At 35.6% G+C, this 26,882-nt stretch carries 16 protein-coding genes and 4 pseudogenes; 16 read left to right on the top strand and 4 right to left on the bottom strand.

Annotated elements, in window-relative coordinates; genetic code table 11:
• From QWZ06_RS17365 to QWZ06_RS17340, 6 genes are all read left to right on the top strand, one after another.
• Window positions 1–1,311, top strand: coding sequence for a TolC family protein (locus QWZ06_RS17365; protein WP_290299921.1), 1,311 nt, complete (start codon window positions 1–3; stop codon window positions 1,309–1,311).
• A 22-nt stretch (window positions 1,312–1,333) separates the two neighbouring features.
• Window positions 1,334–2,452, top strand: coding sequence for an HlyD family secretion protein (locus tag QWZ06_RS17360; protein WP_290299920.1), 1,119 nt, complete (start codon window positions 1,334–1,336; stop codon window positions 2,450–2,452).
• Window positions 2,453–2,554: 102 nt separating this feature from the next.
• Complete coding sequence (locus tag QWZ06_RS17355) at window positions 2,555–4,147, top strand: MFS transporter (RefSeq protein WP_290299918.1); 1,593 nt, start codon at window positions 2,555–2,557, stop codon at window positions 4,145–4,147.
• Between the two features lie 403 nt (window positions 4,148–4,550).
• Window positions 4,551–6,761 carry a TonB-dependent receptor gene (locus tag QWZ06_RS17350; RefSeq protein ID WP_290299917.1) on the top strand — a complete coding sequence of 737 codons (2,211 nt, stop codon included), beginning with the start codon at window positions 4,551–4,553 and terminating at the stop codon, window positions 6,759–6,761.
• A 109-nt stretch (window positions 6,762–6,870) separates the two neighbouring features.
• Window positions 6,871–7,680 carry a siderophore-interacting protein gene (locus QWZ06_RS17345; RefSeq protein ID WP_290299916.1) on the top strand — a complete coding sequence of 270 codons (810 nt, stop codon included), beginning with the start codon at window positions 6,871–6,873 and terminating at the stop codon, window positions 7,678–7,680.
• A gap of 223 nt (window positions 7,681–7,903) precedes the next feature.
• Window positions 7,904–8,608, top strand: a complete 705-nt coding sequence (locus QWZ06_RS17340; RefSeq protein ID WP_290299914.1) for a class I SAM-dependent methyltransferase — start codon at window positions 7,904–7,906, stop codon at window positions 8,606–8,608.
• Window positions 8,609–8,814: 206 nt separating this feature from the next.
• Here the strand turns inward: QWZ06_RS17340 and metG are convergent.
• A pseudogene (gene metG, locus QWZ06_RS17335) lies at window positions 8,815–10,849 on the bottom strand (methionine--tRNA ligase).
• Between the two features lie 333 nt (window positions 10,850–11,182).
• Between metG and QWZ06_RS17330 the strand changes: the two are divergent.
• From QWZ06_RS17330 to QWZ06_RS17305, 6 genes and pseudogenes are all read left to right on the top strand, one after another.
• Window positions 11,183–13,951, top strand: a complete 2,769-nt coding sequence (locus tag QWZ06_RS17330) for a SusC/RagA family TonB-linked outer membrane protein (RefSeq protein WP_290299913.1) — start codon at window positions 11,183–11,185, stop codon at window positions 13,949–13,951.
• Window positions 13,952–13,956: 5 nt separating this feature from the next.
• Window positions 13,957–15,536 (top strand): annotated as a pseudogene (locus QWZ06_RS17325) (RagB/SusD family nutrient uptake outer membrane protein).
• An 18-nt stretch (window positions 15,537–15,554) separates the two neighbouring features.
• Window positions 15,555–16,250: a SusE domain-containing protein gene (locus QWZ06_RS17320; RefSeq protein WP_290299911.1), complete on the top strand. Its 696-nt coding sequence runs from the start codon at window positions 15,555–15,557 to the stop codon at window positions 16,248–16,250.
• Window positions 16,196–16,624 (top strand): SusF/SusE family carbohydrate-binding protein, encoded by a 429-nt coding sequence (locus QWZ06_RS17315; protein ID WP_290299910.1) that lies wholly within the window; start codon window positions 16,196–16,198, stop codon window positions 16,622–16,624. Before QWZ06_RS17320 ends, QWZ06_RS17315 begins: the two co-directional genes overlap by 55 nt.
• 81 nt (window positions 16,625–16,705) lie before the next feature.
• Window positions 16,706–18,860: pseudogene (locus tag QWZ06_RS17310) on the top strand (glycoside hydrolase family 97 protein).
• A 79-nt stretch (window positions 18,861–18,939) separates the two neighbouring features.
• A complete protein-coding gene (locus tag QWZ06_RS17305; RefSeq protein ID WP_290299908.1) occupies window positions 18,940–19,926 on the top strand; it encodes a bile acid:sodium symporter family protein in 987 nt (328 codons plus the stop codon).
• Between the two features lie 187 nt (window positions 19,927–20,113).
• Here the strand turns inward: QWZ06_RS17305 and QWZ06_RS17300 are convergent, their stop codons facing one another.
• Window positions 20,114–20,917 carry a sterol desaturase family protein gene (locus QWZ06_RS17300; protein WP_353959986.1) on the bottom strand — a complete coding sequence of 268 codons (804 nt, stop codon included), beginning with the start codon at window positions 20,915–20,917 and terminating at the stop codon, window positions 20,114–20,116.
• A 17-nt stretch (window positions 20,918–20,934) separates the two neighbouring features.
• A complete protein-coding gene (locus QWZ06_RS27945) occupies window positions 20,935–21,096 on the bottom strand; it encodes a hypothetical protein (protein WP_353959985.1) in 162 nt (53 codons plus the stop codon).
• 396 nt (window positions 21,097–21,492) lie between these two features.
• On the opposite strand from QWZ06_RS27945, the pseudogene QWZ06_RS17295 reads away from it, so the two are divergent.
• The 3 genes and pseudogenes from QWZ06_RS17295 (at window position 21,493) to QWZ06_RS17285 (ending at window position 25,282) form a co-directional block, all read left to right on the top strand.
• Window positions 21,493–23,354, top strand: a pseudogene (locus tag QWZ06_RS17295) (glycoside hydrolase family 13 protein).
• Between the two features lie 9 nt (window positions 23,355–23,363).
• Window positions 23,364–23,885: a nuclear transport factor 2 family protein gene (locus QWZ06_RS17290; RefSeq protein ID WP_290299906.1), complete on the top strand. Its 522-nt coding sequence runs from the start codon at window positions 23,364–23,366 to the stop codon at window positions 23,883–23,885.
• A gap of 14 nt (window positions 23,886–23,899) precedes the next feature.
• The gene (locus QWZ06_RS17285; protein WP_290299905.1) at window positions 23,900–25,282 is read left to right on the top strand and encodes an MFS transporter; all 1,383 of its coding nucleotides are present in this window, start codon (window positions 23,900–23,902) and stop codon (window positions 25,280–25,282) included.
• A gap of 258 nt (window positions 25,283–25,540) precedes the next feature.
• Here the strand turns inward: QWZ06_RS17285 and QWZ06_RS17280 are convergent, their stop codons facing one another.
• Window positions 25,541–26,008, bottom strand: coding sequence for a lipocalin family protein (locus QWZ06_RS17280; RefSeq protein ID WP_290299903.1), 468 nt, complete (start codon window positions 26,006–26,008; stop codon window positions 25,541–25,543).
• Between the two features lie 372 nt (window positions 26,009–26,380).
• Between QWZ06_RS17280 and QWZ06_RS17275 the strand changes: the two genes are divergently transcribed.
• On the top strand, window positions 26,381–26,824 hold the full coding sequence (locus QWZ06_RS17275; RefSeq protein WP_290299901.1) for a hypothetical protein: 444 nt from the start codon (window positions 26,381–26,383) through the stop codon (window positions 26,822–26,824).
• The last annotated feature ends 58 nt before the right edge of the window (window positions 26,825–26,882 follow it).

Below are 26,882 nucleotides of genomic sequence, written 5' to 3'. Positions count from 1 at the left end.
ATGACAAAGAAAATAAAAACAGCACTATCAGTTTTGATAGCAGCTTTTCCTGCGCTGTTTTTTTCGCAACAGGTAAAACAGATGACCGCAGGTGAGGTGGCCGATTTGGCTATCCAGAATCATCAGCAGTTGAAGGTTTCGGCTCAGAATATTGATATTGCCAAGCAAAATATCAATGTTGTTAAGCTTCAGAAACTTCCAACCATCACAGCTTCTACAAGCCAATTCTATTTAGGTGACGCAGTAGCCATTGATAAAGATTTTTCAAACTCTACAAAGATTCCAATGCCTCATTATGGAAGTTCGTATGCAGTTCAGGCAACGCAACTGATCTTCAAAGGTGGATTGGTTAACAAATCTATTGAGATGGCAGGTCTTCGTGAACAGCTTTCCGAGTTGGATTTTGAAAAGAACAAACAGGATGTGAGATTTTTAGTAATTTCAAATTATCTGGATGTTTATAAAATTATCAATCAGGAAGAAGTATTTCAGAATAACAAAAAGTTAGCTCAGGAACGTCTTAAAAATATCCAGAAGTTCTATCAGCAGGGTATGGTGACCAGAAACGAAGTGATTCGTGGTGAGCTTGCTCTTAAAAATCTGGATCAGGGAATTCTGACGCTTTCCAATAATAGAAAAATCCTTAATTATAATTTAAATATTACATTAGGTTTATCTTCTGACACAGAAATCGTTCCTACTGAAAATCTTGAAAATAAAGAAGCAGGAATCGGAATGGATTATTATATGAGTCTTGCTCACGACAGCAATCCAATGCTGAGATCAGCACAAAAAAATATTGCGGTTGCCGATAAGAATATTGAGATTATAAAAACCGATAATATGCCTACTCTGGCTGGATTCGGTGGATATACACTACAAAGACCAATTACTACGAGAAACCCTGTCTTGGATATGTATTCAGGGGGCTGGCAGACAGGAGTTTCTCTTAGTTACAATATCGATACCCTCTATAAAACAAAAGAAAAAGTAAAATTAGGTGAACTGCAGAAAAATCAGGCCAATGATGCAATGACTTTGGTACAGCAGAATGTAGATATGGGTGTGAATGCAGCATATACCAAATATCAGGAAGCTATTCAGCAGGCAGACATCCTTAATGATTCCAAAAGGCTGGCAGAGGAAAACTACAAAATTACCGAAGCCAAATATCTGAACCAATTGGCTGTGCAGGCTGAAATGATTGATGCACAGAACCAGAAATTACAGTCAGAACTGGATTATGCTAATGCAGAAATCAATGTTTTGTATCAATATTATAACCTTTTGAAATCTACAGGAACTCTTTAATTTTTAAACTGAAATCAACACAATGGAAAACAAGGAACAAACTACTCAAAATACAACACCAACTCCAGCAAGACCAAGCGGAGATGGCAAAAAGAAACAGAACAAGAAAAATAAAATCAGAGCGATCATTTCCAATATTATCGTTTTTCTGGTCATCGGTTTTGGATTATTCTGGCTCATCCGTGAATATTTCCATATTGGGAATAAAACCTATACAGAAGCAGCACAGGTAGAAGAATTCATTAACCCAATTAATACCAGGGTTTCTGCTTATATCAAAGAAATTAAATTTATTGAGCACCAAAGAGTAAAAAAAGGAGATACATTGGTTGTTTTGGATGAACGTGAAATCCTTACTCAATTAGGGCAGGCTGAAGCTGCTTACCAAAATGCAATGGCTCAGAAAACAGCAACAAGTTCTTCCGTAAACACGGTTTCCAATAACGTAAATGTTATGGAATCCAATATTGCAGGAGCAAAAGCAAGACTTTGGAATGCTGAGCAAAACCTGAACAGATACAAAAATCTTCTATCTGCAGAGGCAGTGACAAGACAACAATATGATCAGGTGAAAACTGAGTATGATGCTCAAAAGGCTTCCTACGAGACTTTAGTGAATCAGAAACAATCCGCAAACCTTTCTACAACAGAAGTGAAAAGCAAACTAGGAATCAATGATGCAGAGATTAAAAGAACAAAATCTGCGTTGGATATGGCTAGAATTAATCTTTCTTATACTGTAATCACTGCTCCTTATGATGGAGTGATGGGGAGAAGAACGATCTCGGAAGGACAATTAATACAACCGGGTCAGCAAGTGGCAACGATCGTGTTAAACGGTCAGAAATGGGTAACAGCCAACTTCCTTGAAAGCCAAATGCCTAATATTAAAGTAGGAGAGAAAATGATGATGACGGCAGATGCTTTGGGAGGAAAGCAGTTTGAAGGAGTAGTAACTGCTGTTTCTGCAGCGACCGGGTCAAGATATTCAAATGTACCAACAGATAACTCTACCGGTAACTTCATCAAGGTACAACAGAGAATTCCTGTAAGAATAGAGTTCACTGCTTCTAATAAAAAAGAAAATCTTGAGAAACTGAGTGCAGGGATGAATATGAATGTGAATATTAATAAAGACTAAAAGATATCAGAGGTCAGATTTCAGACTTGATATGTGGAATAAAGATTAAAGGCTGAATTGGTAAAGTCTGTTATCTGATATCTGTAATCTAATATCTAAAATATGTACAACAAAGGATTATATAGCGATTGGGTACCGAAACCCGTACAGCTCCTGCTGATTGTATTGCTGCTTGCCGTAGTAATGCCGATTGGTGGGGTGTATACAGGGAACATAAGTTCTCTGGTGAGTGGTACCGGAGCTATGACAGAATATTTTATGTGGGCGAATTACGCGACCACGATAGGAATGGGAGCCTGTATGCCGGTTGTCATCAGAATTAAAATGAGGTTTAAAGTAAGAGACAAAATGGTGCTGCTATTGGTTCTTTTAGGATTACTAAGCTACATCAATTCTACTACTTTACAACCGATGATCTTCGTTTTTTCCGCTTTACTGATAGGATTTATGAAGATGATGGTAACTATAGAACTCTTCCTGCCATTGATGGTAATGATTGGGAACAGAGGAATTTTTTATGGAGCATTTTATACATTTGTTCTTGTGATGAATCAGGTGGCTGTGTATTATTCAGCGGAGTTTGCTCTTCTTTATAATTGGCAGCATTATTATGTTTTTACAGCAGTTTTATGCTTTATTTTAGCTTTGATACACTGGATTTTCATGCATAACAAATACTTTGCCCTGAAAGTTCCATTGCATTATATTGACTGGCTGAGTATCCTGCTTTTCATTTCGACCTTTATGTTTTCGGCTTATGTGTATGCATTCGGAAGACAACAGGACTGGTTGAATTCAAAGAATATCATTAATTCAAGTATTGCCGCTTTTGTAAGTTTTGCATTGCTTTCCATTCGTCAGTTAACTTTAAAGAGACCTTATCTTTCTTTTAAAATTTTTACAAAAAGTAATGTGCAGAACGGTTTATTTATGCTGTTCTGGCTGGGGATGTTCTTAGGAACGGCTTCTCTTCAGAATACTTTTGCTGTAGGAGTTTTAGGGTATGATCAGCTAACGAATGCGAAATTGAGCATGATGATGATTCCGGGAATCATTGTGGCTGGGGTAATTGCTATATTTTGGTTTAAAAAAGAAAAACCATTGAAAATGTATATTTTTTCAGGATTTTCAGGAATGATAGGATATGCGATTATCTTGTACTTTTCTATGGTTCTGGAATTCAATTATGATAACTGGTACTTACCTATGTTTTTAAAAGGCTATGGAATGTGTTCGCTGTTTATCTCGGTATGGTTTTATACTCTGGATAAACTTGAAATGGATGAAATGCTGGCAGCCATCGGATTGGTATTGGTTTGGAGAACATTTCTGGCAGTAGGTATATTTTCAACCTTATATTCATGGTTACAGTACCGTTTTCAGGTTACTGCAATAGGAGATCTTGCGGTTTATATGGATGGCATGACGGTAACTCCACAGAATGTGATGGCCAATATGAAAGCCATTCAGCTTAATGCGATTCTGGTAGCTACTAAAAAGATATTCGGATATATTATCCTTATTGGTTTTGGAGTTTTGCTTTATGTGATTACTCATCATTTCGGAGCCAAACGATTCCAATACTTTAGATTCGTTAGAGTTCTTGGGGGTAAATCTGTAATTGCAAGAAGAAGACTTCGTGAACGCAAAAAATTATTAGAAGAAATAAAAGACGCAGCTGGGCCTGCGATGTAAAGATACCTTGTTTTTCACAGTAAGATCCTGGTCCTTAATTGGGCTGGGATCTTATGATTTTTTGGGGATAACAGGAGGGAAGCTGGAGGCTGGAAGAGGGAAGTTATGATAGACGGTTAACATCTATATCTCAATTTTTATAGATGTACTATTGCCTATTGAACTTAAGTTTTATAAGGCAGTAAGCTGGAAGTAGGAAGCTATAATAGACGGTTAAAGACTGTTGCTCAATGTAAGAAAATTATTGAAAAGTAGTTATAGCTATACTGATGACATAAATAACTTCCATCCTCCTTTCTTCCAGCTTCCATCTTTAAAAAAAGGAAAATTTCATCTTTTATTATTTTTATTAGTTCTAAATAAGGTTTATCTTTGCCCGATTATAAAACTTTGATTTGAAGGAATGAAAAAGCAGTATGCATTCATAGGTCTATTAGCATCGGGATTACTATTTTCCCAAACAGTTAAAGACTCTATAGCCTCTAAAGGTATAGAAGATGTTGTCATCGTAGCATCAAGGAAACCTACCAAAATATCTGAAATTCCCGGTACCGTTTGGGTAGTTCAGAAAGAAAAGATCCAGGAACAGGCCAAAAGTGGAGTTCCCATTAAGGAAATGTTGTCCATTTTAATTCCAAGTATGGATATTGGCCCACAAGGGCGAACAAACTATGGTCAAAACATGAGAGGACGTTCTGCCTTGGTGATGATAGACGGGGTTTCTTTAAACAGTATCCGTGCAATCAGCCGGCAGCTGGATGCCATTGATCCGTTTAATATTGAAAGAATTGAAGTCCTTTCCGGGGCAAGTTCAATTTATGGTGGAAATGCAACCGGTGGGATCATTAATATTATTACTAAAACACCTTCCAAAAAAGGAATCAGTGGAGAAACTGAATTGGGTGTGCGTACAGGATTTATGGGGAAAGATGACCATGATTTCCGTGCAGCACAATCTATTGCAGGAAAAGGAGAGAAGTTCTTTGGAAGGCTGGGAGTTGCCTATCAACAGAATGGTGGAGTATATGGAGCTGATCAGAAGCAGCTGTTTACAGACATTACCCAAACCGATCTTCAGTACAACCAATCGATTGACATCCTGGCGACCGGAGGTTATCAGTTCAATAATAAGCATAAAATAACAGCCTCTGTTCAATATTATAATTCTAAATTCAATGGCGATAGAAGTTTGTATTTAGGGGAAAACCTAAACGCTTTTACAAAGAAAGACGGAAGCTTATTACAAATGAGGGATGGCTTTTCTTCCGATAAAAATGTAGGAACAGAGCGTTATATGGCAACATTAGCCTATAATGGAAATAATATTCTGGGCGGGCAGGATCTATACGTTCAGCTTGCGACGAGGGGTGAGAAATTAGGATTCTATCCTTTTCCTGGAAATGTAAAGCTGGAAAAAGGGAGTATGGCTTATATGTCTTCCTCACAACAAGATACTTATTATTCAGGGATTAAAGCTCTATTATCAAAATCATGGAAAGGGTTGAATGTTACTTATGGAGCAGATATAGATTTTGAAAAATTTGAAGGAACTCAGTCGGTGTATGACATTACCAAAACAATGTCAAGTGGTGGATTAATCAATGAAACTCAATATAGATTGGGAAGATATCCTACCAACCATTCACAAAGTTATGCAGGATATGTACAGGCAAAATATAATATCATTCCTAAGTTGCAGCTTAATGCAGGAGTTCGTTACCAGCATATCAATGTGAAAATGGATGATTTTGTAGGATCTGTACAACAGACACAGATTGCTATGGGATATGGAACCTCTGCTTCAGCCATTCCGGGAGGAGAAAGCTCGTATAACGTCACATTAGCCAATGCTGGATTACTGTATAAAATCAGTGAGCAGCACCAGGTATGGGGAACATTTTCCCAAGGGGCAAGCTTAGCAGATCCTGCTAAATATTATGGAATAGGAACCTATAAACTGAACGGAACCCATTGGGATGTAGTTTCCAGTATCAATGTCAAAGAGCAGCCTTTACAGGCCATCAAAACCAATCAGTTTGAAGTAGGATACCGTATTAATAAAGGTGGATTGAGAGCACAGGTTGCCGGATTCTTAAGTAATTCTGACAAAACTGTAGCGGTAGATAAAAATACATTCCAGATTCTTGTTAACGATCTGAAATTAAGAAATATGGGAATTGAAGCTGAGATTTCCTATTCCATGAACAACGGAGTGTATTTCGGAGCAAGCGGATTATTGATTAAATCTGAGGTAGACAACAAAGGAGAATGGCAGAAACAGGAAATATACAATGCTTCACCGTCAAAATTGGTGACGTATATTGGATATAATGTAAAAAACTGGTCATTCAGATTCCAGTCGTTACAGAATTTTAAACAAACGGACGAGCTTAAGAATGTAGTGGAGGGGTACAATACCTCTGACCTTATGATAGGCTACAGATTCAACTTTGGAAAATTCAACCTTGGGATTCAGAACCTGTTTAATACAGATTATCAGACCATCTGGAGCAAGCGTTCACAGGTTTTATATTCAAGCTATGGAATTCCGGATCTGTTTAATTATAAAGGAAGAGGCAGAACATTTAATCTGTCTTATACCTTTGAATTTTAAAAAAATAAGATTAAGGTAATAATGCTTTAATCTAGATCAAATACTTTCTACAAATCCGGTTTCTGATATTGATCGGAAGCCGGATTTTAATTTTAAAAACATTTCAGTTATGGCTCAAATTTCAACAGGGCAGTTCATTGCCGAAGTAACCAGAAAAGAATACATCACTGACCATTTTATCAGAGTGTATCTGTATTCTCCTGAAGTTCATTTGTTTAAAAATACCACAATAGGAGATAATAATAAAATTGCTATTCCTCCGGTTGGATTAAACGAAGTACATTTTCCGACGATAGAAAATGATGAATGGGTATATCCACCCAAAGAAGTGGCTCCGTCTATCAGAACATATACCCATAGGGGGATTGATCTGGAAAAGAATGAAGTGTTCATAGATTTTGCAGATCACGGAGACGGCGGGCCGGCCTCAAAATGGGCAAGAGAAGCAGAAGCAGGGGGAAAACTTGGTGTTATGATGCGCCTGGATGGAAAAGAGCTGTATCCTGAAGCGGAATGGTATTTATTAGCGGGTGATGCTACTGCAATTCCTGTTTTGAGTGCCATTTTAGAAACCCTTCCGGAAACGGCAAAGGGAATCTGTATTATTGAGGTTCATGGAAAAGAAGATGAGCAGATTCTGGAAACCAAAGCGGATATTGAGTTTAAATGGCTTCACAATTCTCAACCTCAAATCAGCAGTGAAATTGCAGATGTAATAAAGAGTATTGAGATTCCTGAAACTTCAAAATTCGGATATGTAGCATGTGAATTTTCCAGCGTTAAAGAAATCCGTACCTATCTTCGAAAAGAAAAGAATTGGACATCCAAAGAACTCTACGCATTTTCTTATTGGAAAGCAGGTAAAGCAGAAAATGAGTCACAGGCAGACCGACACGAAGAAAAAGATTCAATAGAATAGGTAGAAGACGGTAGGTTGTAGGGGTTAGGGAAATATCCCATGAAATAGGGATGAGGTTTGTAGATGTCAATACTGATTTTTTTAATGTAAAATTATTAATCAAGATTCATCATTAACTAACTAACCAGCAACAAAAAAGAACTAGCAACAAAAGAACCCCGCAACTCGTAACATTCAATCAAAAACTTTGAACATTGAACCCCGAACCCGTATCTTTGCCACTATGAAAGATTTAATGGGCCAAGCCATCTGGGATTTTTATCATGACGAGAATCCTGCAGACCTGCAGACTGAAACGTCAATTTCTGAACTGGATGAACTACCTGTAGACTATTTGTTCAGGGATTTTGAAGAAATGAATGACATTGAGCAGAAAGCATTGCAACTCTCCAAAGGGAAAGTTTTGGATATTGGTGCCGGAGCCGGTTCGCATGCTTTGTATCTTCAGGATGAAGCTGATCTTGAGGTTACAGCTTTGGATATTTCACCCAAATCTGTTGAGGTTTGTCAATTAAGAGGAATTAAGAAGGCCGTTTGTACAAATATTCTTGATTTTTCAGGAGAAACGTTTGATACTGTTTTGTTATTAATGAATGGTACCGGAATTTTTGAAGGATTATCTAAGATTGATACTTATCTTCAAAAATTAGGAGCATTACTGAATGAAGGAGGCCAGATCCTGATCGATAGTACAGATATTCTTTATATGTTTGACCGTGATAAAGACGGCGGAGTATATATTCCTGCCGGTGGATATTACGGAGAACTTGAATATATTGTTCATTATAAAGGAGAATCTGAAAAACCGATCACATGGCTGTATCTTGATTTCAATACCTTAAAAAATGCGGCTGAGAACAATGGATTTAAGATAGAAAATGTTTTGAAGGATGAAGATTCTTACTTAGCAAAACTGACTAAAAAATAAAATGCTTTAATGCAATTTAATAAAAGCGGGCTTTAGCCCGCTTTATTTTTTTACCTTATCTGATTGGCTTTAGCCAAAACTTATTTTGGAACGATCTGCGAAATCTGTTATATCTGCGAGAGAATATTTTATATCAATAACGCTATCATCAAAAAGAAAGGCTGCTTCTTATAGAAACAGCCTTTAATCTTTATAATAAGAGATAATTATCCGATCTCAATACCGTTTTCGACATTACTGTCATCCGGTGTTACGAAAGATAATTTACCATCTGGTTTAGTCGTTAATAACAACATTCCTTGAGATTCAATACCTCTGATCTTTCTTGGAGCAAGGTTTAGTAAGATCATTACTTGTTTTCCTACTATCTCTTCAGGAGTGAAGCTTTCTGCAATTCCTGAAACCACAGTTCTTACATCTACTCCTGTATCAACAGTCAGTTTCAGTAATTTATCTGCTTTTTCTACTTTTTCAGCTTCTAAAATGGTTGCTGTTCTAAGATCTATTTTAGTAAAATCATCAAAAGTGATTTCTTCTTTCATTGGATTAGCGTTAGGGTTGGTTTTCTTATTGCTTTGTTTGGTGTCTTCCAGCTTTTGAATCTGAGCTTCAATGACATTGTCTTCAACCTTATTGAATAACAGAGGAGCTTCCTCAATTTTATGTCCAATTGCGATATGAATTTCAGTGTTTTCTAAATCGTTCCAGTTCTTTTTCTCAATATTGAAATATTCAAATAGTTTTTCTGCAGAGAATGGCATAAATGGTTCACATAGCTGTGCTATTACTGCTGCAATTTGAGCTCCTACAAATAAAGATTGTGCAGCTTCTTTTGGATCATTTTTAATAGTTTTCCAAGGTTCTGCGTTCTGAAGATATAAATTACCATAGTCTACTAAGCCCATAAATGCATTTAAAGCATTTCTAAACTCATATTTTTCAAGGTAATTTTTAACATCTTCAATTGCTGTTTTCATTGCAGCTTTGCTTGTTTCATCTAAGATCCCATCTGGAACTTTTCCTTCAAAATTCTTATTTGTGAAGGAAATAACTCTATTAATAAAATTACCAAATTTGTTTACCAATTCAGAATTATTCTTCGTCTGGAAATCTTTCCATGTAAAGTTATTATCCTTAGTTTCAGGAGCCGATGAAAGCAATGCGTATCTTAAAACGTCCTGTTGTCCAGGGAAGTCTTCTACATATTCATGTGCCCATACTGCCCAGTTTCTTGAAGTAGAGATTTTATCATTCTCAAGGTTCAGGAATTCAAAAGCAGGTACATTTTTAGGCATAATATAATCTCCGTGAGCTTTCATCATGGCTGGGAAGATAATACAGTGGAATACGATATTATCCTTTCCGATAAAGTGTACCAGGTCACTGTTTTCATTTTGCCAGTAATCTTTCCAGTCTTTTCCGTTTCTCAGCCCATTCTTTGGTGAATGAAATATATCCAATTGGAGCATCAAACCAAACATAAAGAACTTTTCCTTCTGCGTTTGGAAGTGGAACCGGAACACCCCAATTTAGGTCTCTGGTCATGGCACGTGGTTTCAGACCATCATTTAACCATGATTTAACCTGGCCATATACATTAGGTTTCCAGTCATCTTTATGACCTTCAATGATCCATTCGTTCAAGAAGTCTTCGTATTCATTAAGAGGTAAATACCAGTTCTTTGTATCTTTAAGAATAGGAACATTTCCACTAAGCATTGATTTCGGATTGATCAATTCTGACGGAGAAAGGGTAGAACCACACTTCTCACACTGATCTCCATAAGCATTCTCGTTACCACAGTTCGGACAAGTTCCTACAATATAACGATCTGCAAGGAATTCTCCTGCCTGCTCATCAAAATACTGTTCAGAAACTTCTTCAGTAAATTTTCCTTTTTCGTAAAGAACTTTAAAGAAATCCTGACTGGTTTCATAATGCTTTGGGGAAGTGGTTCTTGAATACTCATCAAATGAAATTCCCAAATCAGCAAAAGATTTCTTAATAATCCCGTGATACTTGTCTACAATATCCTGAGGCGTAACTCCTTCTTTTTTAGCTCTTATGGTAATAGGAATACCGTGCTCATCTGAACCACAGATAAACGCTACATCTTTTCCTAATCTTCTCTGAAATCTTGCGTAAACATCCGCAGGAATATAAACACCTGCCAAATGCCCTATATGAACCGGACCGTTTGCATAAGGCAAAGCTGCCGTAATCATCTTTCTGTTTGACATTTATAGTAAAGTTTTGACTACAAAGATAAGGATTATCTCTTGAATACCGCTCTTTGTGGAGTTATTATGATGAATGTTGTCATTTTCCGAGCTTGAATATGAAATTAAGTTAAACGAATGTTTAACTTTTTGTTAATCTAAAGTAAATATTATGCATAGCATACTATCGTGTAAAATATTGATAGGTAAAATTTTAACTAAAAACGGTTTCGTAATATACATAATTTTATCATAATTTATATTAAAATTATAATAATTCTAATTTTTTTTTAAATTGCAAGACTGGCTTCAGGCCAGAAATAGATTGAAAAACGAAACTATAAAAATAAAATTGTGAAGAATTTTACAACGGTATTAAAAATAGCGCCCGCTTTTTTACTGGCAAGTACAGTAATGCACGCGCAGACAAAAGATTCTATTCCTCAGGAAAAGAAAATCGACGAAGTTGTATTGATCGGATATGGTAAACAGAAGAAAACAGATTTAACAGGATCTATTACTTCAGTTACGGCTAAAGATTTTAATGGAGGAGCAACTTCTGCAGGACAACTGATCCAGGGAAAGACTCCAGGAGTGCAGATCACAAACAATAGTGGAGCTCCAGGTTCTGGAACTAAGATTAGAATCAGAGGAACTTCTTCTTTAAATGGTGAAAACTCCCCACTTATTGTAATTGATGGCGTACCACAAGATTTTACAGGAGTAAATGGAGCTTCAGATCCATTATCATTGATTAACCCGAACGATATTGAAAGTTTTGATATTCTTAAAGATGCCTCGGCTACAGCGATCTATGGTAACAGAGCTTCTAATGGGGTTATCTTAATTACCACTAAAAAAGGATCTGCCGGGAGATTCAAGGTCAATTTTTCAACAATGGCTTCTGTTTCGACAAAAATGAAAAATGTAGATGTTCTTAATGCAAATGAATACAGATCATTTGTAAATGAGCTTGCACAAACCAATCCATCTGTTGCTATTAATGCTGCAAGATTAGGAACATCCAATACCAACTGGCAGAACCAAATTTATCAAGCTGCTTGGGGAACAGATAATAACTTGGCATTTTCCGGGGGAGTAAAATGGCTGCCATACCGTTTGTCGATTGGATATAATGATCAAAATGGTATTGTAAAAACGAACTCATTTAAAAGGACTTCCGTAGGCTTAAATTTAAATCCTAAGTTTTTTGATAATCATTTAACAGTAAATGTTAATGTTAAGGGAACTTTTTCAGATAATAGATTTGTTGATGGTGGAGTAATTAAAGCTGCTACTTATTTTGATCCAACACAGCCTATATATTCTGGTAATTCGGCCTATGGTGGATTCTATGAGTGGTTGGATTCTAATAATAAAATTACAGGTCTTAATGTAAATGGTACTTCTAACCCCTTAGGGCTATTAAATGGTGTACGTGATGTATCTTCTGTATGGAGAGGACTTGGAAATATCCAATTGGATTATAAGTTGCATTTTTTACCTGATTTACATGTTAATGTGAATGCTGGATATGACTATTCCAAAAGTAATGGAGCAAAGACAGTAAGTCCTATTTATAGAGCAGGTATTACAGACTTGGGTACATATAATCAGTATACTATGGAGAAAAAGAATAAATTGTTGGAGACTTATTTAAGTTACTTAAAAACAATAAATTCTATTTCTACAACTGTTGATCTTACTGCTGGTTACTCATATCAGGATTTTCATACAATTATTCCTGGATCAACTACATTTAAAGGAAGGGGACAAAATTCATTTACTAATGATTTTGAAACTAAAAATGTATTATTATCCTTTTATGGAAGAGGTATTTTTACAATCGCTAACAAATATATTCTTTCAGCTTCCATAAGAAGAGATGGTTCTTCAAGATTCTATAATGGGACAAAAAGTAATGTATGGGGGAATTTTCCGGGAGTTTCTGCAGCTTGGAAAATTAATGAAGAAAACTTTCTTAAAGATACAGGAATTAATGTGTTGAAATTGAGAGCAGGTTGGGGTAAAACCGGACAGCAGGAACTTCCTACACTAGATACAAATAAACCAAGAAATTACCCATCTTATGCTGCTTATAATTTAAGTGCTAGTGGAGCCGAATATCAATTTGGGGATCAGTTCTTTTTTATGATGAGACCAGAAATTTATAATCCAAATTTAAGCTGGGAAATTACAACAACAAAAAATGCAGGTATAGACTTTGGCTTTGCGAATAATAGAATTACCGGTTCCATAGATGTCTACCAGAAAGATACAAAAGATTTGATTGTAGACGCACCTATTGCAGCTGGTGATTTAAGTAATCATAATCTTCTCAATGTGGGAAATATGCAAACGAAAGGGATAGAAGGCTCTGTTACGTTTGTTCCAATAAAGAAAGAAAAGACTACATGGGAAGTATCTTTTAATGCAACTCATTACAAATCTAAAATTACTAAACTTATCAATGGAGCAGATACTTCCTACAGAATCTTAGTAGGAGGAATTGAAGGAGGTGTTAATAATACGATTCAGGCACATACTGTAGGATATCAACCTAATGCATTTTATGTATTCCAACAGGTTTTTGATACTAATGGAAAGCCAATAGATGGAGCATATGTTGATAGAAATGGAGATGGTAAAATTGATGTTAATGATAGGTATTATTATAAATCAACACAACCTGATGCTATTATAGGTTTTAATACCAAATTTTCTCATAATAACTGGGATATCGGTTTAAGTGCAAGGGCTGTGTTAGGTAATTATGTATATAATAATGCTGCTGCGAATAGCTCTATTCAATCACTCACAACCAATAATTATCTACAGAATGTATATTCTACTACAGCACAACATAAGTTTTCAAGTCCACAATATTTCTCTGATGTTTTTGTAGAAAATGCATCTTTCCTAAGGTTGGATAATATCAATGCAGGATATAACTTTAAAGATGTTTTTTATAAAGGAAGTAATATAAGAGTGTATGCAATGCTTCAAAATGTATTTGTAATTACAAAATATTCAGGAATAGATCCTGAAGTATTTGGAAATATTGACAACGGGTATTATCAGATGCCAAAAGTGTATTCTTTAGGATTTAACTATCAATTTTAAGAGAAATGAAACGATTTAAAACAAATATAATAGCAGTTGCAGCCCTATTTAGCGTGCTTACTGTAACATCTTGTGTAAGTGATTTAGAACAAGAGCCTATTACAGATATAACTTCAGCTAGTGTTTTTAAAGATTTTGCAAATTATCCTATGGCATTAGCAAAGATATATGGTGGTTTGCCAATGGAGGACAGGGTGCTAATGGTGGAAACTCAGATATTAATGGGATTGACGGGAACTTTTCACAGTATACAAGAGTATTGTATACATTACAGACTTTACCAACAGATGAAGCGGTAATAGCATGGAATGATGGAACCTTGCAAACTATCCATAAAATGACTTGGGATTCCTCTAGTGAATTTGTAGAAGGTGCTTATTATCGAATTTTTACTCAGATTGCTACAAGTAATGAGTTTTTGAGAAATGTAACAGATGAAAAATTAGCATCAAATAATATCACCGGAACTAATTTAGCTGAAGCTAAATATATGAGAGCTGAAGCAAGATACCTAAGGGCATTGTCTTATTATTATGCATTAGATCTATTTGGTAATGTTCCTTTTGTAGATGAAAGTTACTTACCAGGATCAATAAATCCTCCTAAAAGAATCACTCGTGCAGAGCTTTTTAATTTTATTGAAAGTGAGCTTCTTGCAGTAACAGGAGAGTTGAAAGATGCTAAATCAAATGTTTATGGTAGGGTGGATAAAGCCGCTGCTTGGTCTCTACTAGCTCGTCTATATCTTAATTCACAGGTGTATAATGGCACTAATCATTATACAGATTGTATCACTTATTGTAATAAAGTAATACAGGCAGGATATTCTCTGAAAACAAAATATGCTGATTTATTCCTTGCTGATAATGATAAGAATAATCCAGAAATTATCCTACCAGTTGCTTTTGATGGAGTTCATATTCAAACGTCAGGAGGAACCACTTATCTTATTCATGCTGGTGTAGGAGGAAGTATGCCCGGTTCTGATTTCGGTATCAGTGGAGGTTGGGGTGGCTTAAGGACTACCAAGGCCTATGTGAATCTATTTGCAGGCTCACCTTCTGATCAGAGAGGTAAATTCTACACAGATGGACAAAATCTTGAAATTAATGATCTTGGAGTTTTTACTGATGGTTATGCATTTGTTAAATATAAAAACTTGACAAGTACAGGTGTACCAGGATCTGATAAATCAGGAAATTTCTGTGATACGGATATTCCTATATTTAGATTAGCTGATGTTTATTTAATGTATGCAGAAGCTACTTTAAGAGGTGGAAGTGGAGGTAATACAGCTACTGCTCTTGGATATGTAAATGCTTTAAGATCCCGTGCGGGAGCTTCGACAGTAGCTTCAATTAATACTGATTATATATTAGATGAAAGAGGCAGAGAACTTGGTTGGGAAATGACAAGAAGAACAGATCTTATTCGTTATAACAAATTTACTACTAGTTCATATTTATGGCCTTGGAAGGGAGGAGTTAAAGATGGGAAAAGTGTAGAAGATTACAGAAATCTTTATCCTATCCCTGCAAAAGATATTATAGCGAATCCTAACTTGATTCAAAATCCTGGTTATTAATTTAAAATATTGCTCAAAATGAAAAATATATTTAAAATATTAGCAATAGCTTTTATCGGAATGGGACTTGTTTCTTGTGAAAAAGATGAAGACCAGGCTATTCTTAATGAAACTTCGCAAAGCAGTATTTCTGCGGATAAAACAACAATTGTTTTAGACAAAAATAATGTAGATGTTACTGCGGTAAACTTTAAATGGGCGAAATCTACTTTCAATCTTTCTATTGTTTCTACACAACAGATAGAATTTGGAATGAAAGGAAAGAATTTCCAAGATAGTAAATTAATAGATGTTGTATCATCTCCTTTTTCCATGACCAATAAACAGTTGAATGCACTAATATTAGGTCTTGGTGGAACGGCTAATGTTGTTAATGAAATAGAAGTAAGACTTATGACGGCAGTAGGAGGTGCTAAATTTTATTCCAATGTAATAAAGTTACAGGTAACTCCCTATATTTTAGGACCGGTATATAATTATACAGACCTTTTTCTGATTGGTGATGCTACTGCAGGAGGTTGGGATAATGTAGCGACTAATACTAAATTATACCCTTTACAGAAATCCGCTACAGCAGGGAAATATTCCTATACCGGATATTTTGCAAAAGGTGGAATAAAACTAATCAAACACCTGGATCATGGGACTTCCAATATGGAATGGGAGCAGCAGGAACATTGGACGCAAGTGGCTCTTCGGGAAATATTCCGGTAGAAACAGCAGGATATTATAAACTAACTATTGATATTAATTCGTTAAGCTACACATTAGTAGCAATACCTAATCCAACTAAAGCTTATACAATAGTCTCGATGATTGGAACAGCTTCAGGAGATTGGAATACAGATGTCGATTTACAAAAATCAACTTTTGATCCTCATATCTGGTTGAAAAAGAAAGTAGCATTAAATGCTGGAGACCTAAAGTTCAGAGCTGATCATGATTGGGGTACTAACTGGGGAGCTGCTCAAGAGTTTTTTGGAGTAGCAGAAATTAATGGTGGAAATATTCCTGTAAAAGAAGATTTTAATTATGATGTTTATTTTAATGACATCACAGGAGAGTTTTCATTAATTCCAGTATTTTAAGTCAATAAAAATCAAATTAAAATAAAGCAAAGTGCTGCTTTACCGCAGCACTTTATTTTTTTAAGTTAATAAATAGTCATTATGAAGAAAATTACAGTTGGAGCACTCTTGCTCTCAATGATGTTTGTAGGTGTGAAAGCACAATCTTTAAATCACCGGACGGTAAATTTGAAATGAATTTCCAATTGAAAGATGGAGTTCCTTTCTATAACCTTAAATACAACGGTGCGGTAGTAGTAGAAGATTCTAAATTGGGATTGAGATTATTTAAAGACACAGCCATTAAATTTGCTTCTGAAATTGCCAAACCAGAAGACGCAAAATACGACCTTAACAACGGTTTTGCGAAGGTAGATGAAAAAAGAGACTCCAAAAACGAAACCTGGCAGCCGGTTTTGGGAGAAAAGAAAAATTATATCAATAACTACAATGAATTGGCACTTACGCTGAATCAGGCTTCTACAGACAGAAGTATTGTGGTGAAATTCAGATTGTTCAATGATGGGCTTGGATTCAGATACGAGTTTCCACAACAGAAAAATCTTAATTATTTCGTGATCAGAGAGGAAGATTCTGAAATCGATTTCCCAACTGATATGAAAGCTTGGTGGATCGTAGCAGATTACGACTCTCAGGAATATCAGTATCAGGAAACAAAAGTTTCTGAAATTCCAGCAAAATGGGATAAAGCATATGATGCCAACGCTTCTCAGAGCTTGGTGAAAAATGCAGTTCAGTCTCCATTAATGCTTAAAAAAGAAGGAAAATCACCTTTATACATCAACGTTGCAGAAGCAGCAGTATTGGATTATCCGGCTTCACATCTGGAAGTAGACGCGCAAAACTTTAAGTTCAAGACCCACTTAACAGCTGATAGACAGGGGGCAAAAGGATACATCCAGACTCCTTCAGTAACGCCTTGGAGAACAATTATCGTAGCTCCAAAAGCTGAAGAGGTAATGGATTCTAAAATGATCTTTAACCTGAACGAGCCTACAAAATATACTGATACATCTTACATTCACCCTACAAAATACATGGGAGTTGGTGGGAAATGATCATTGGGAAATCTCAATGGGCGTATTCTACAGCAGAGAATGTTCATTTGGATAAAACAGATTTTACCAAGTTAACTCCAAATGGAAAACACGCAGCAAACAATACAAAAGTTAAAGAGTATATCGACTTTGCTGCTGAAAATGGATTCCAGGGATTATTGATCGAAGGCTGGAATATTGGTTGGGAAGACTGGTTCGGACATTCTAAAGAGTTTGTTTTTGATTTCATTACCCCTTATCCGGATTTTGATATCAAAATGCTGAATGAATATGCACATTCAAAAGGAATTAAGCTGATCATGCACCATGAAACGTCTGGTTCTGCAACGAACTATGAAAGATGGGCTGATAAAGCTTTCCAGACAATGAACAAATATGGTTATGATGCGGTGAAAACAGGATATGTAGGAGATATTATCCCAAGGGGAGAGCACCACTATTCTCAATGGACAATCAACCATTACTATAGAATTGCTGAAAAAGCAAATGATTATAAGATCATGATAAACTCTCACGAGTCTGTGCGTCCTACAGGAGAAAGCCGTACCTATCCAAACTATATCTCTGCTGAAGCAGCACGTGGAACAGAATATGAAGCATTCGGTGGAAACAAGCCTGACCATCAGACGGTGCTTCCGTTTACAAGATGGATGGGAGGTTCTATGGATTATACTCCAGGAATTTTCCAAACGAAATTAGATTATTATTTCCCTGGAGACCAACGTTTCGTAAAAACTACATTAGCGAAGCAGCTTGCATTATATGTGACGATGTACATGCCACTTCAAATGGCAGCGGATCTTCCTGAAAACTATAAAAAGCATATGGATGCATTCCAATTTATCAAGGATGTAGCTGCAGACTGGGATGATACGAAAATTCTATCCGCAGAACCGGGAGATTATGTAATCACTGCCAGAAAAGCAAAAGGTACAGAAAATTGGTTTGTAGGAGGTATTACTGACGAAAACAAACGTGAGTACACCGTAGATTTCTCATTCCTGGATAAAGGTAAAAAATATGAGGCTACAATCTATGAAGATGGAAAAGATGCAGATTATATTGACAATCCTCAAAGCTATAATATCTACAAGAAAGAGATTACCAGCAAATCGAAAATTAATTTTAAAATGGTGAGAAGCGGTGGTTTTGCCATCTCTATCAAACCGGTAAAATAAATATTTCTTAATTTTATAATCCTTAAAGGCAAAACCTTTAAGGATTTTTTTATTGGTAAAAGACTTTATTTTAATGTTGATGGCTAAAATTTTTAATAAACAAAACGTTTTTCTTCTTCTCTTGATCGGAATGGTTTTAATGGCAAAACTGATTCCTTTTGATAAATCCTACAATCAATATTTTAATCTTTCAGCCTTTATAGACTGGGGAATCGCTGCAATCTTTTTACTGTATGGGCTAAAATTGAATTTAAAAGAGGTGGTAAAAGATATCTCCAACTGGAAACTGCATGTGCTGATCCAGACTGGAACATTTATTCTTTTCCCTTTATTGGTATTGCTCTTTTACCCTTTGGTCCAAGGTTCCGAATATTATGATATATGGCTTTCTGTATTTTTCCTGGCTGCTTTACCTTCTACCGTTTCATCGTCTGTAGTAATGGTGTCTATTGCAAAAGGGAATGTAACTTCAGCTATTTTCAATGCCTCTATATCCGGATTGATAGGAATTGTGATGACTCCTCTTTTGATGAGCTTTTTCTTAACTTCAGAATCAGGTTCAGGAGATCATGGTGAAGTATTGCAGCAGCTTTTGATGAAAGTTCTCTTGCCAATTATTCTGGGTGTTTTATTGAATCCGGTTTTCAAAAAATGGGTGACAAAATATGCCAGCATCATTGCAGAGTTTGATAAACTTATCATCTTATTAATTGTTTACGAAAGCTTCTCAACAGCATTTATAGAAAATATTTTCAATTCAGTTCCGCCGGTGATGTTTTTGATCTTGGCTTTCAGTGTCGTTTTTCTCTTTTTTGCTGTATATAATATCCTTAAATTCATTTCCGGGAAAATGGGACTCAATGCTCAGGATACCATTACGGTAACTTTCTGTGGCTCAAAAAAATCATTAGTTCACGGAAGTCTTTTTCTGTTGGTTTTGAATATTCCTGAAGATCAGACCGTATTATTTCTGCTTCCGGTTATGGTGTATCACAGTTTTCAATTGTTTTATGTGAGCTGGCTGGCAAGTAGAATTGCAGAAAAGTCAATAGGTAATAAAGAATAAAATCTTAATAATTATAGCTATATACAACTTTTTGCTATTGTGCTCTGTTATTCTGAATGCAATGAATTGAAATGAAGAATCTGAGAAATACATGATGTTCTTCTTTCGTCAGATTGACAACACTATAAAATTATACATAAGCACATAATTAAAACCCCCAAGCTAAGCAGCTTGGGGGTTTTATATTCTAATTCGGAGTATATTCCGGTTCCTTTGTTTCCATCGCTTCCGCTTGCTCAGGCTGAGCTGGTAAAGGTCTATTTTTTATCTTTTCTTTGTATTCTCTCTGGAATTGTTTCACTGTTTTGCCAGTGCCATCATGTCTCCATCCTGGTGAATAAAAGAGGTATTTCAAACGATCTTTGAAAGAAAGTCCTGGTTGTTTCAAGTCTTTTCCTATTCTTCTCCATTCGTAAAATAGAACGGTAGCTGGATCTTTGGATTTCATTTTAGGATAAATACCATACTTAACAGGTACTTCAGGATCTTCTTTTTCAAAAGTACCGAAAATTTTATCCCAGATAATCAATCCCATTCCCATATTGCGATCCAGGTATTTGATGTTACAAGCATGATGCACACGGTGATGAGAAGGCGTTACCAGAATGTATTCAAGAAAGCCCATGCTTTTGATGGATTGTGTATGTACAAAAGTTCCATAAATCTGAATAGCAGAATAAGCTACCATAACATGCAGCGGATGGAATCCTATTAACGCCAGTGGAGAGAAGAATAAATACCTGTACAAGGGCTGAAATACAGGGCTTCTGAATCCCGTGGTAATATTGAAATAATCAGAATTATGATGGGTAATATGTACTGCCCAGAAGACACGGGAATGATGATCTACATAATGGTGGACGTAGTAGGCCAGATCCTGAGCCAAGAATACTGCAATCCAATACCATATCCCAACTTCCCAATCAAAAATACGATGATAGTAAAAGAACATCATAACAAGCATGGAGAAACCTTTCATAATGATATCCAAGCTATAATTTAAAAGTGCTAAAGCACATTAGTAGCCACATCTTTAGTTTCATAAAGCTTTTCTTTATTAAAGTGGCTATATGCCATCTCTATAAAGATAATACCCGCAAACATAGGAATGGCCCAAGGATAAACAATATCCGGCCCATCACTTTCAAACATTTTACTAAAATCAAACATTTTTTCTGTAAAATTAAGCATTAAACGGATAAAATGGGAATTTTTTAGATTTAATATTGACTTTTATCTATGTTTTAATGAAAATTTAATAAAAAATAGAGTGCTGAATCGTGAAATATCTTTGTTTTACTCCAAAATGAACTCCTAAATATTGGAGGATAATCTGTTTAATTATAATAAAAATCAAATACTCTGAAATATTGATGGATAAAAGATAATTCTGTTCATTATTTTGTAATAACTCTAAAATTTTTTCGTAATTTGCTGCTAAGTCATTCATACTTAAATTGTTGTATTTTTTAATGTAACTTGCTGGTTATCAAAATAATGAACAGTGTTTCTGATGACGTTTTATAGTGCACAAATGATGGTTAAATGCAAGACTAAGATTAAGTTATGAGAAAAATATATACATTTTTTGCCCTATCCGCCGCTTCAATAGCTTTTTCACAATCAAAAGGAGTAGAAAAAGTAGAACCTTCTTTCTGGTGGAAGGGAATGAAAAATCCTGAACTTCAGATTCTTGTTTATGGAAAAGAAATTGCCAACAATGAAATCAGTTTATCAGATGGTGTACAAATTAAAGACATCCAAAAAGTAGATAATCCAAACTATGTTTTCATAACGGTCAATACTAATGAAATCAATATTCCGAAGTTTACCATCAATGTTCAAAAAGGTAAAAAGAAGCTGGGTTCCTATATCTATGAATTGAAACAGAGAAATTCCGGATCCGCAGATAGAGAATCTTATACTTCAAAGGATGTGATGTATCTGATTATGCCCGATCGTTTTGCCAATGGTGACGAAAAAAATGATTCTGTTGCAGGTTTAACAGAAAAATCTGATCGTAGCTTACCCAATGGAAGACATGGTGGAGATCTTAAAGGAATCATGAATAACCTGGATTATATCCAAAACCTGGGAGCAACAGCCGTTTGGTTAACACCAGTGAATGAAGACAATGAAAAAGTCTATTCCTATCACGGATACGCTCAAACCGATCTCTATAAAATTGATGCCCGCTATGGTACCAATGAAGATTACAAAAAACTTTCCCAGGAACTCAATAAAAGAAATATGAAACTGGTGATGGATTACGTTACCAATCACTGGGGTATTTCGCATTGGATGATTAAAGACCTTCCAACAAAAGACTGGATTCACTGGTTCAAAGAAGGAGAAGATGGCTTTAAAAGATCTAATTATAAAACATCTACCCAATTTGATCCCAACGCTTCGGATATTGATAAGAAATATGCATTAGATGGATGGTTTGATAAAACAATGCCGGATCTTAATCAGAAAAATCCTTTAGTTTTAAAATATTTAACCCAAAATGCAATCTGGTGGATTGAATATGCAGAATTAGGAGGATTCCGCGTAGATACCTATCCTTACAATGATAAGGAAGCTATGGCGAAATGGGCCAAAGCCATTACCGATGAATATCCGAAATTTAATATTGTAGGAGAGTCTTGGTTGTATACCGCAGGACAAATTTCAGCCTGGCAAAAGAATTCTAAGACAGGAGAAGCGGCCGGATACAATTCTAATCTACCATCTGTAATGGATTTTATGTTGTTTGGAGACATGCCGAAGGCGTTTAAAGAAAAAGAAGGCTGGAATGCTGGAATGATCAAGCTGTATGACTCTTTTAGCAGTGATTTCCTTTATCCGGATATCAATAATGTGATGGTTTTCTTTGAAAATCACGATACTGAAAGATGGAATGAAATCTTCAATGCAGATCCGAATGTTTACAAATGGGATTGGCTCTTATCTCAACAGTTCGTGGAATTCCACAAATTTATTATGGATCGGAAGTAGGGATGCGAGGAGATAAAGAAAAAGGCGGAGATGCTGATATTCGCAGAGACTTTCCGGGGGGGTGGAAGTCTGATCAGCAAAATGCTTTCAATCCGACAACTCAAACTCCTGAACAAAAAGAATTTTATCAGTTTACCCAGAAATTACTGAACTGGAGAAAAGGAAAAGAGGTCATTCATACCGGGAAAACGAAAAACTTTGTTCCAAAAGATGGGGTATTTACCTATTTCAGATATAATGATAAAGAAAGTGTAATGGTCATCATCAACAATAATAAAAAGGATCAGACGTTAGACTTAAAATATTTTGAAGAATCATTAAAAGGATTTTCTAAAGGGAAAGAAGTTATTTCAGGAAAAGAATTTCTACTACAGAATACTTTAACAATCCCAGCCCAAACACCATTGATTATTGAACTTGAAAAATAAATAATACCTATGAAAAAATTAATAGCTGTTCATACATTGATCCTCCTTCTATTTGGATTTACAATCGTTTCAGCACAATCAAATAAAACATTTGAAAAAGAAAGATCAGAGATCGGTTCCATGCTTGATGCTTTTAATGTAGCTGCGGCAAAAGCTGATTATATGGGCTATTTCAATTTTTTTGCTGACGAGTCTACCTTTATCGGAACAGATGCCACAGAAGTCTGGAATAAAAAAGAGTTCATGGTTTGGGCAAAACCTCATTTTGATAAAAAGAAAACTTGGAATTTTACCGCATTGAAAAGAAATATCCATTTCAGTAAAGATGGAAAGTTAGCCTGGTTTGATGAGCTATTAGATACCCAAATGAAGATCTGCCGTGGTTCTGGAGTAGTAGAAAAGATTAATGGACAATGGAAAGTGAAACAATATGTCCTTTCTATGACGGTTCCCAATGATGTTGTAGATAAAGTGGTAGCTGAAAAAACAGCTCTTGAAGATGTTTTGATTAAAGAATTAAAAACAAAATAAGCATAAAGATAACGATGGCTGGAAAAATGAAACCGGAACTTTCACTTACTCAGATTATCAATATGAGTATGGGATTCCTTGGGATCCAAATGGCATTCGGATTACAAAATGGAAATGCAAGCCGTATTCTTGCCAATTTAGGTGCGGATGTTCACGAATTATCATGGTTTTGGTTGGTAGCACCCATCACAGGGTTAATTGTTCAGCCTATTATCGGTCACATGGGTGACAATACCTGGAGCCCGTTAGGAAGAAGAAAACCTTATTTCCTGATTGGAGCTATTTTGTGTGCCATAGGGCTGGTTTTGCTTCCTAATGCGGCTTCTGTAACGCAGATGTTCGCAGCCAATGCATTATTGCTGGCGGTGATTTTCCTCGCGATGATGGATGCTTCCGTGAATGTGGCGATGGAGCCTTTCAGAGCTTTAGTAGGAGATATGCTTCCTAAGCATCAGGGAACAATCGGGTTTTCGGTACAAACTATTCTCATTGGATTTGGAGCTGTACTTGGTTCTTATTTACCGGATTGGTTAACGAAATTGGGAGTTTCCAATGTAGCTCCTAAAGGTTTCGTTGCAGATAATGTGATCTATTCTTTTTATGTAGGCGCAGTATTGCTGATTATATCCATTTTATATACCATTATTACTACTAAAGAGTATTCTCCGGAAGAATTTGCAGCGTTTGAAGATGGTAAAGAAATAGAACATGAAAAATCTAAATTTTCAGATATTTTCAAAGACTTTGCTGGCATCCCTACCCAAATGAAAAATCTGGGAATTGTTCAGTTTTTCTCATGGTTTGCATTATTTACCATGTGGGTATTTACCACGAGTGCCTTAGCGACCCATCATTTAGGGCTTTCTCCTGAAGACACCCATTCAAAAGCGTTCAATGATGCTGGGGATTTAACAGGTAAACTCTTTGGAATGTATAATCTTTGGGCAATTCCGTTTGCTTTTTTACTAACACCTATTGCGAAATGGATTGGTAAAAAACAAACCCATGCTTTAGCGCTGTTATGTGGTGGATTAGGATTGATTTCCATGTACTTCATCAAGGAAGTTGATAACTTATGGATTTCAATGATCGGATTAGGATTTGCGTGGGCAAGTATCCTCGCAATGCCTTACGCCATGTTAATTGAAGTGATCCCTCAAAGAAAGATGGGAGTTTATATGGGAATATTCAATTTCTTTATTGTCATCCCACAGATTATTAATGGTTTGTTTGGTGGACCTATTGTGAGCGGTATTTTTGGTAAACAGGCTATGGATTATGTAGTTGTTGGGGGTGTTTGTATGTTAATCGGTGCTGTAGTAACCATGATCTTCGTTAAATCTGAAGATGAAACCCCTAAAGAGATCGAAGACGAAATCAAGCAGGTACATTTTTAAAAGATAGTTGCTAGATAGAGAAATGAGATAAGGCAAAACCATATTCTCTATAAAAATAAAATGATAATGATAAAATTCAATAGAAGCGGGCTTTAGCCCGCTTTCCTATTTTAAATACATTCCAACGGCTTTAGCCAAAATTTATAATAAGAATATATTTATTGGCAATTTTAAGATCAGGCCGAGAAAGCTTTTGGTGCAATATTCCAATACATGAGCCTGATTAAGAAAGCCACCTGACTCAGGTGGCTTTCTTAATTATAATCTTTTGTAGATGGCCGTTATTTCATCTTTTATTCCGTCTCCATTCACATCTGTGAGTTCCTGAATAGCTTCTAATTCAGTAGCATTCAGTTTTTTTAAAGTATTAACCTCTACGGTTCCGTCAGTATGTTTCACCTGAACTTTTTTAGTAACAGCATCATAGGTATAGTCCGAGGTAGCCTCGAGATCAATTTTGCATTGTGTTTCTGTATTTCCAGAATAGGCAATTTGATGCAGTTTTCCATTAGCCACAAAGTCTAGAGATCCTTTTTTATCACATACATTTGCATCAGATGATTCACTTGTAATGATACTGCCGTCTTTTCCGGAGTAAGCCATATATTTGGAAGGCTGCCATTTACCGACAATGCTTGCTTCTGGCGTGTTGTTGTTCTCGTCGTTATTACTACATGCTAATAGACTTATCGCTGTAATACTTAAAAATAAAGTTTTCTTGATCATTTTTTTTATTATTTGTGTTGACGGACAAATATAACAAGTTTTATAATACCCTTTATGGTGAAGTATATAGATTTAATTCGATATAGACATGGTGTTTAATGGAGTGTTTGTGAAATTTGAATCTGTCAGATAGCATTTAGAGTTTTTTGGATAGAGAAGAGGATAATAAGCTTGAGTAGAAATAGATTGAATATTTATAAGATCATATCAATAAAAATCAATAAGAGTAGGCTTTAGCCCGTTTTCATATTTAAAATTTAAAACTTATTCTGATGAGCTTTGGACAAAACTTATTTATATTTATAATCTCCTATGAAAAAATGAAAAGCTAAGGAATTAATTGTATTTTTAATTAAGCTAAAGAAGAAAGGAATGTCAAAAGAAGATAATAAATTCAATGACCTTGGACTTACTAGTGAAGAATTAGCTGAATATGATGAACGTGTAGATTTTTTCTATACGAATATCATCAATTCATTAATTCTCTATACTTATAATGTAGAAAAGTTGGATAAAATGACTCCTATTTTAATTGATCCACTGACAGAGTTATATGAAGAGCTTGACTATGCTTTTTTACCACTTTTATTTGAAACGGTGTTTAGAAATAATTTAATTGATCAATCTTTTAAAGAAAAACTTTTAGTGTTCAAAAAGAAGGTGGATGATATTCCTAATGAAATATGGGGTTGGGATTTTTTAGACACACATGAGTCTTGGAAGACTATAAGGCTTGATGCCGAAGACCTTTTAAGTCAAATGAATATAAAGACCAGAGTCTACAATACAGATTATACTATAATAATTAAAAGATAATAAGAAAATTTTTTAAATATAAATTGAGCTTTTTTGCTCAGATACAATATTAAAATCT

Source organism: Chryseobacterium tructae (assembly GCF_030409875.1).
Lineage (GTDB): Bacteria > Bacteroidota > Bacteroidia > Flavobacteriales > Weeksellaceae > Chryseobacterium > Chryseobacterium tructae.
Note: the sequence above shows the minus strand (reverse complement) of the source record. Positions and strands in the feature narration are given on the sequence as shown.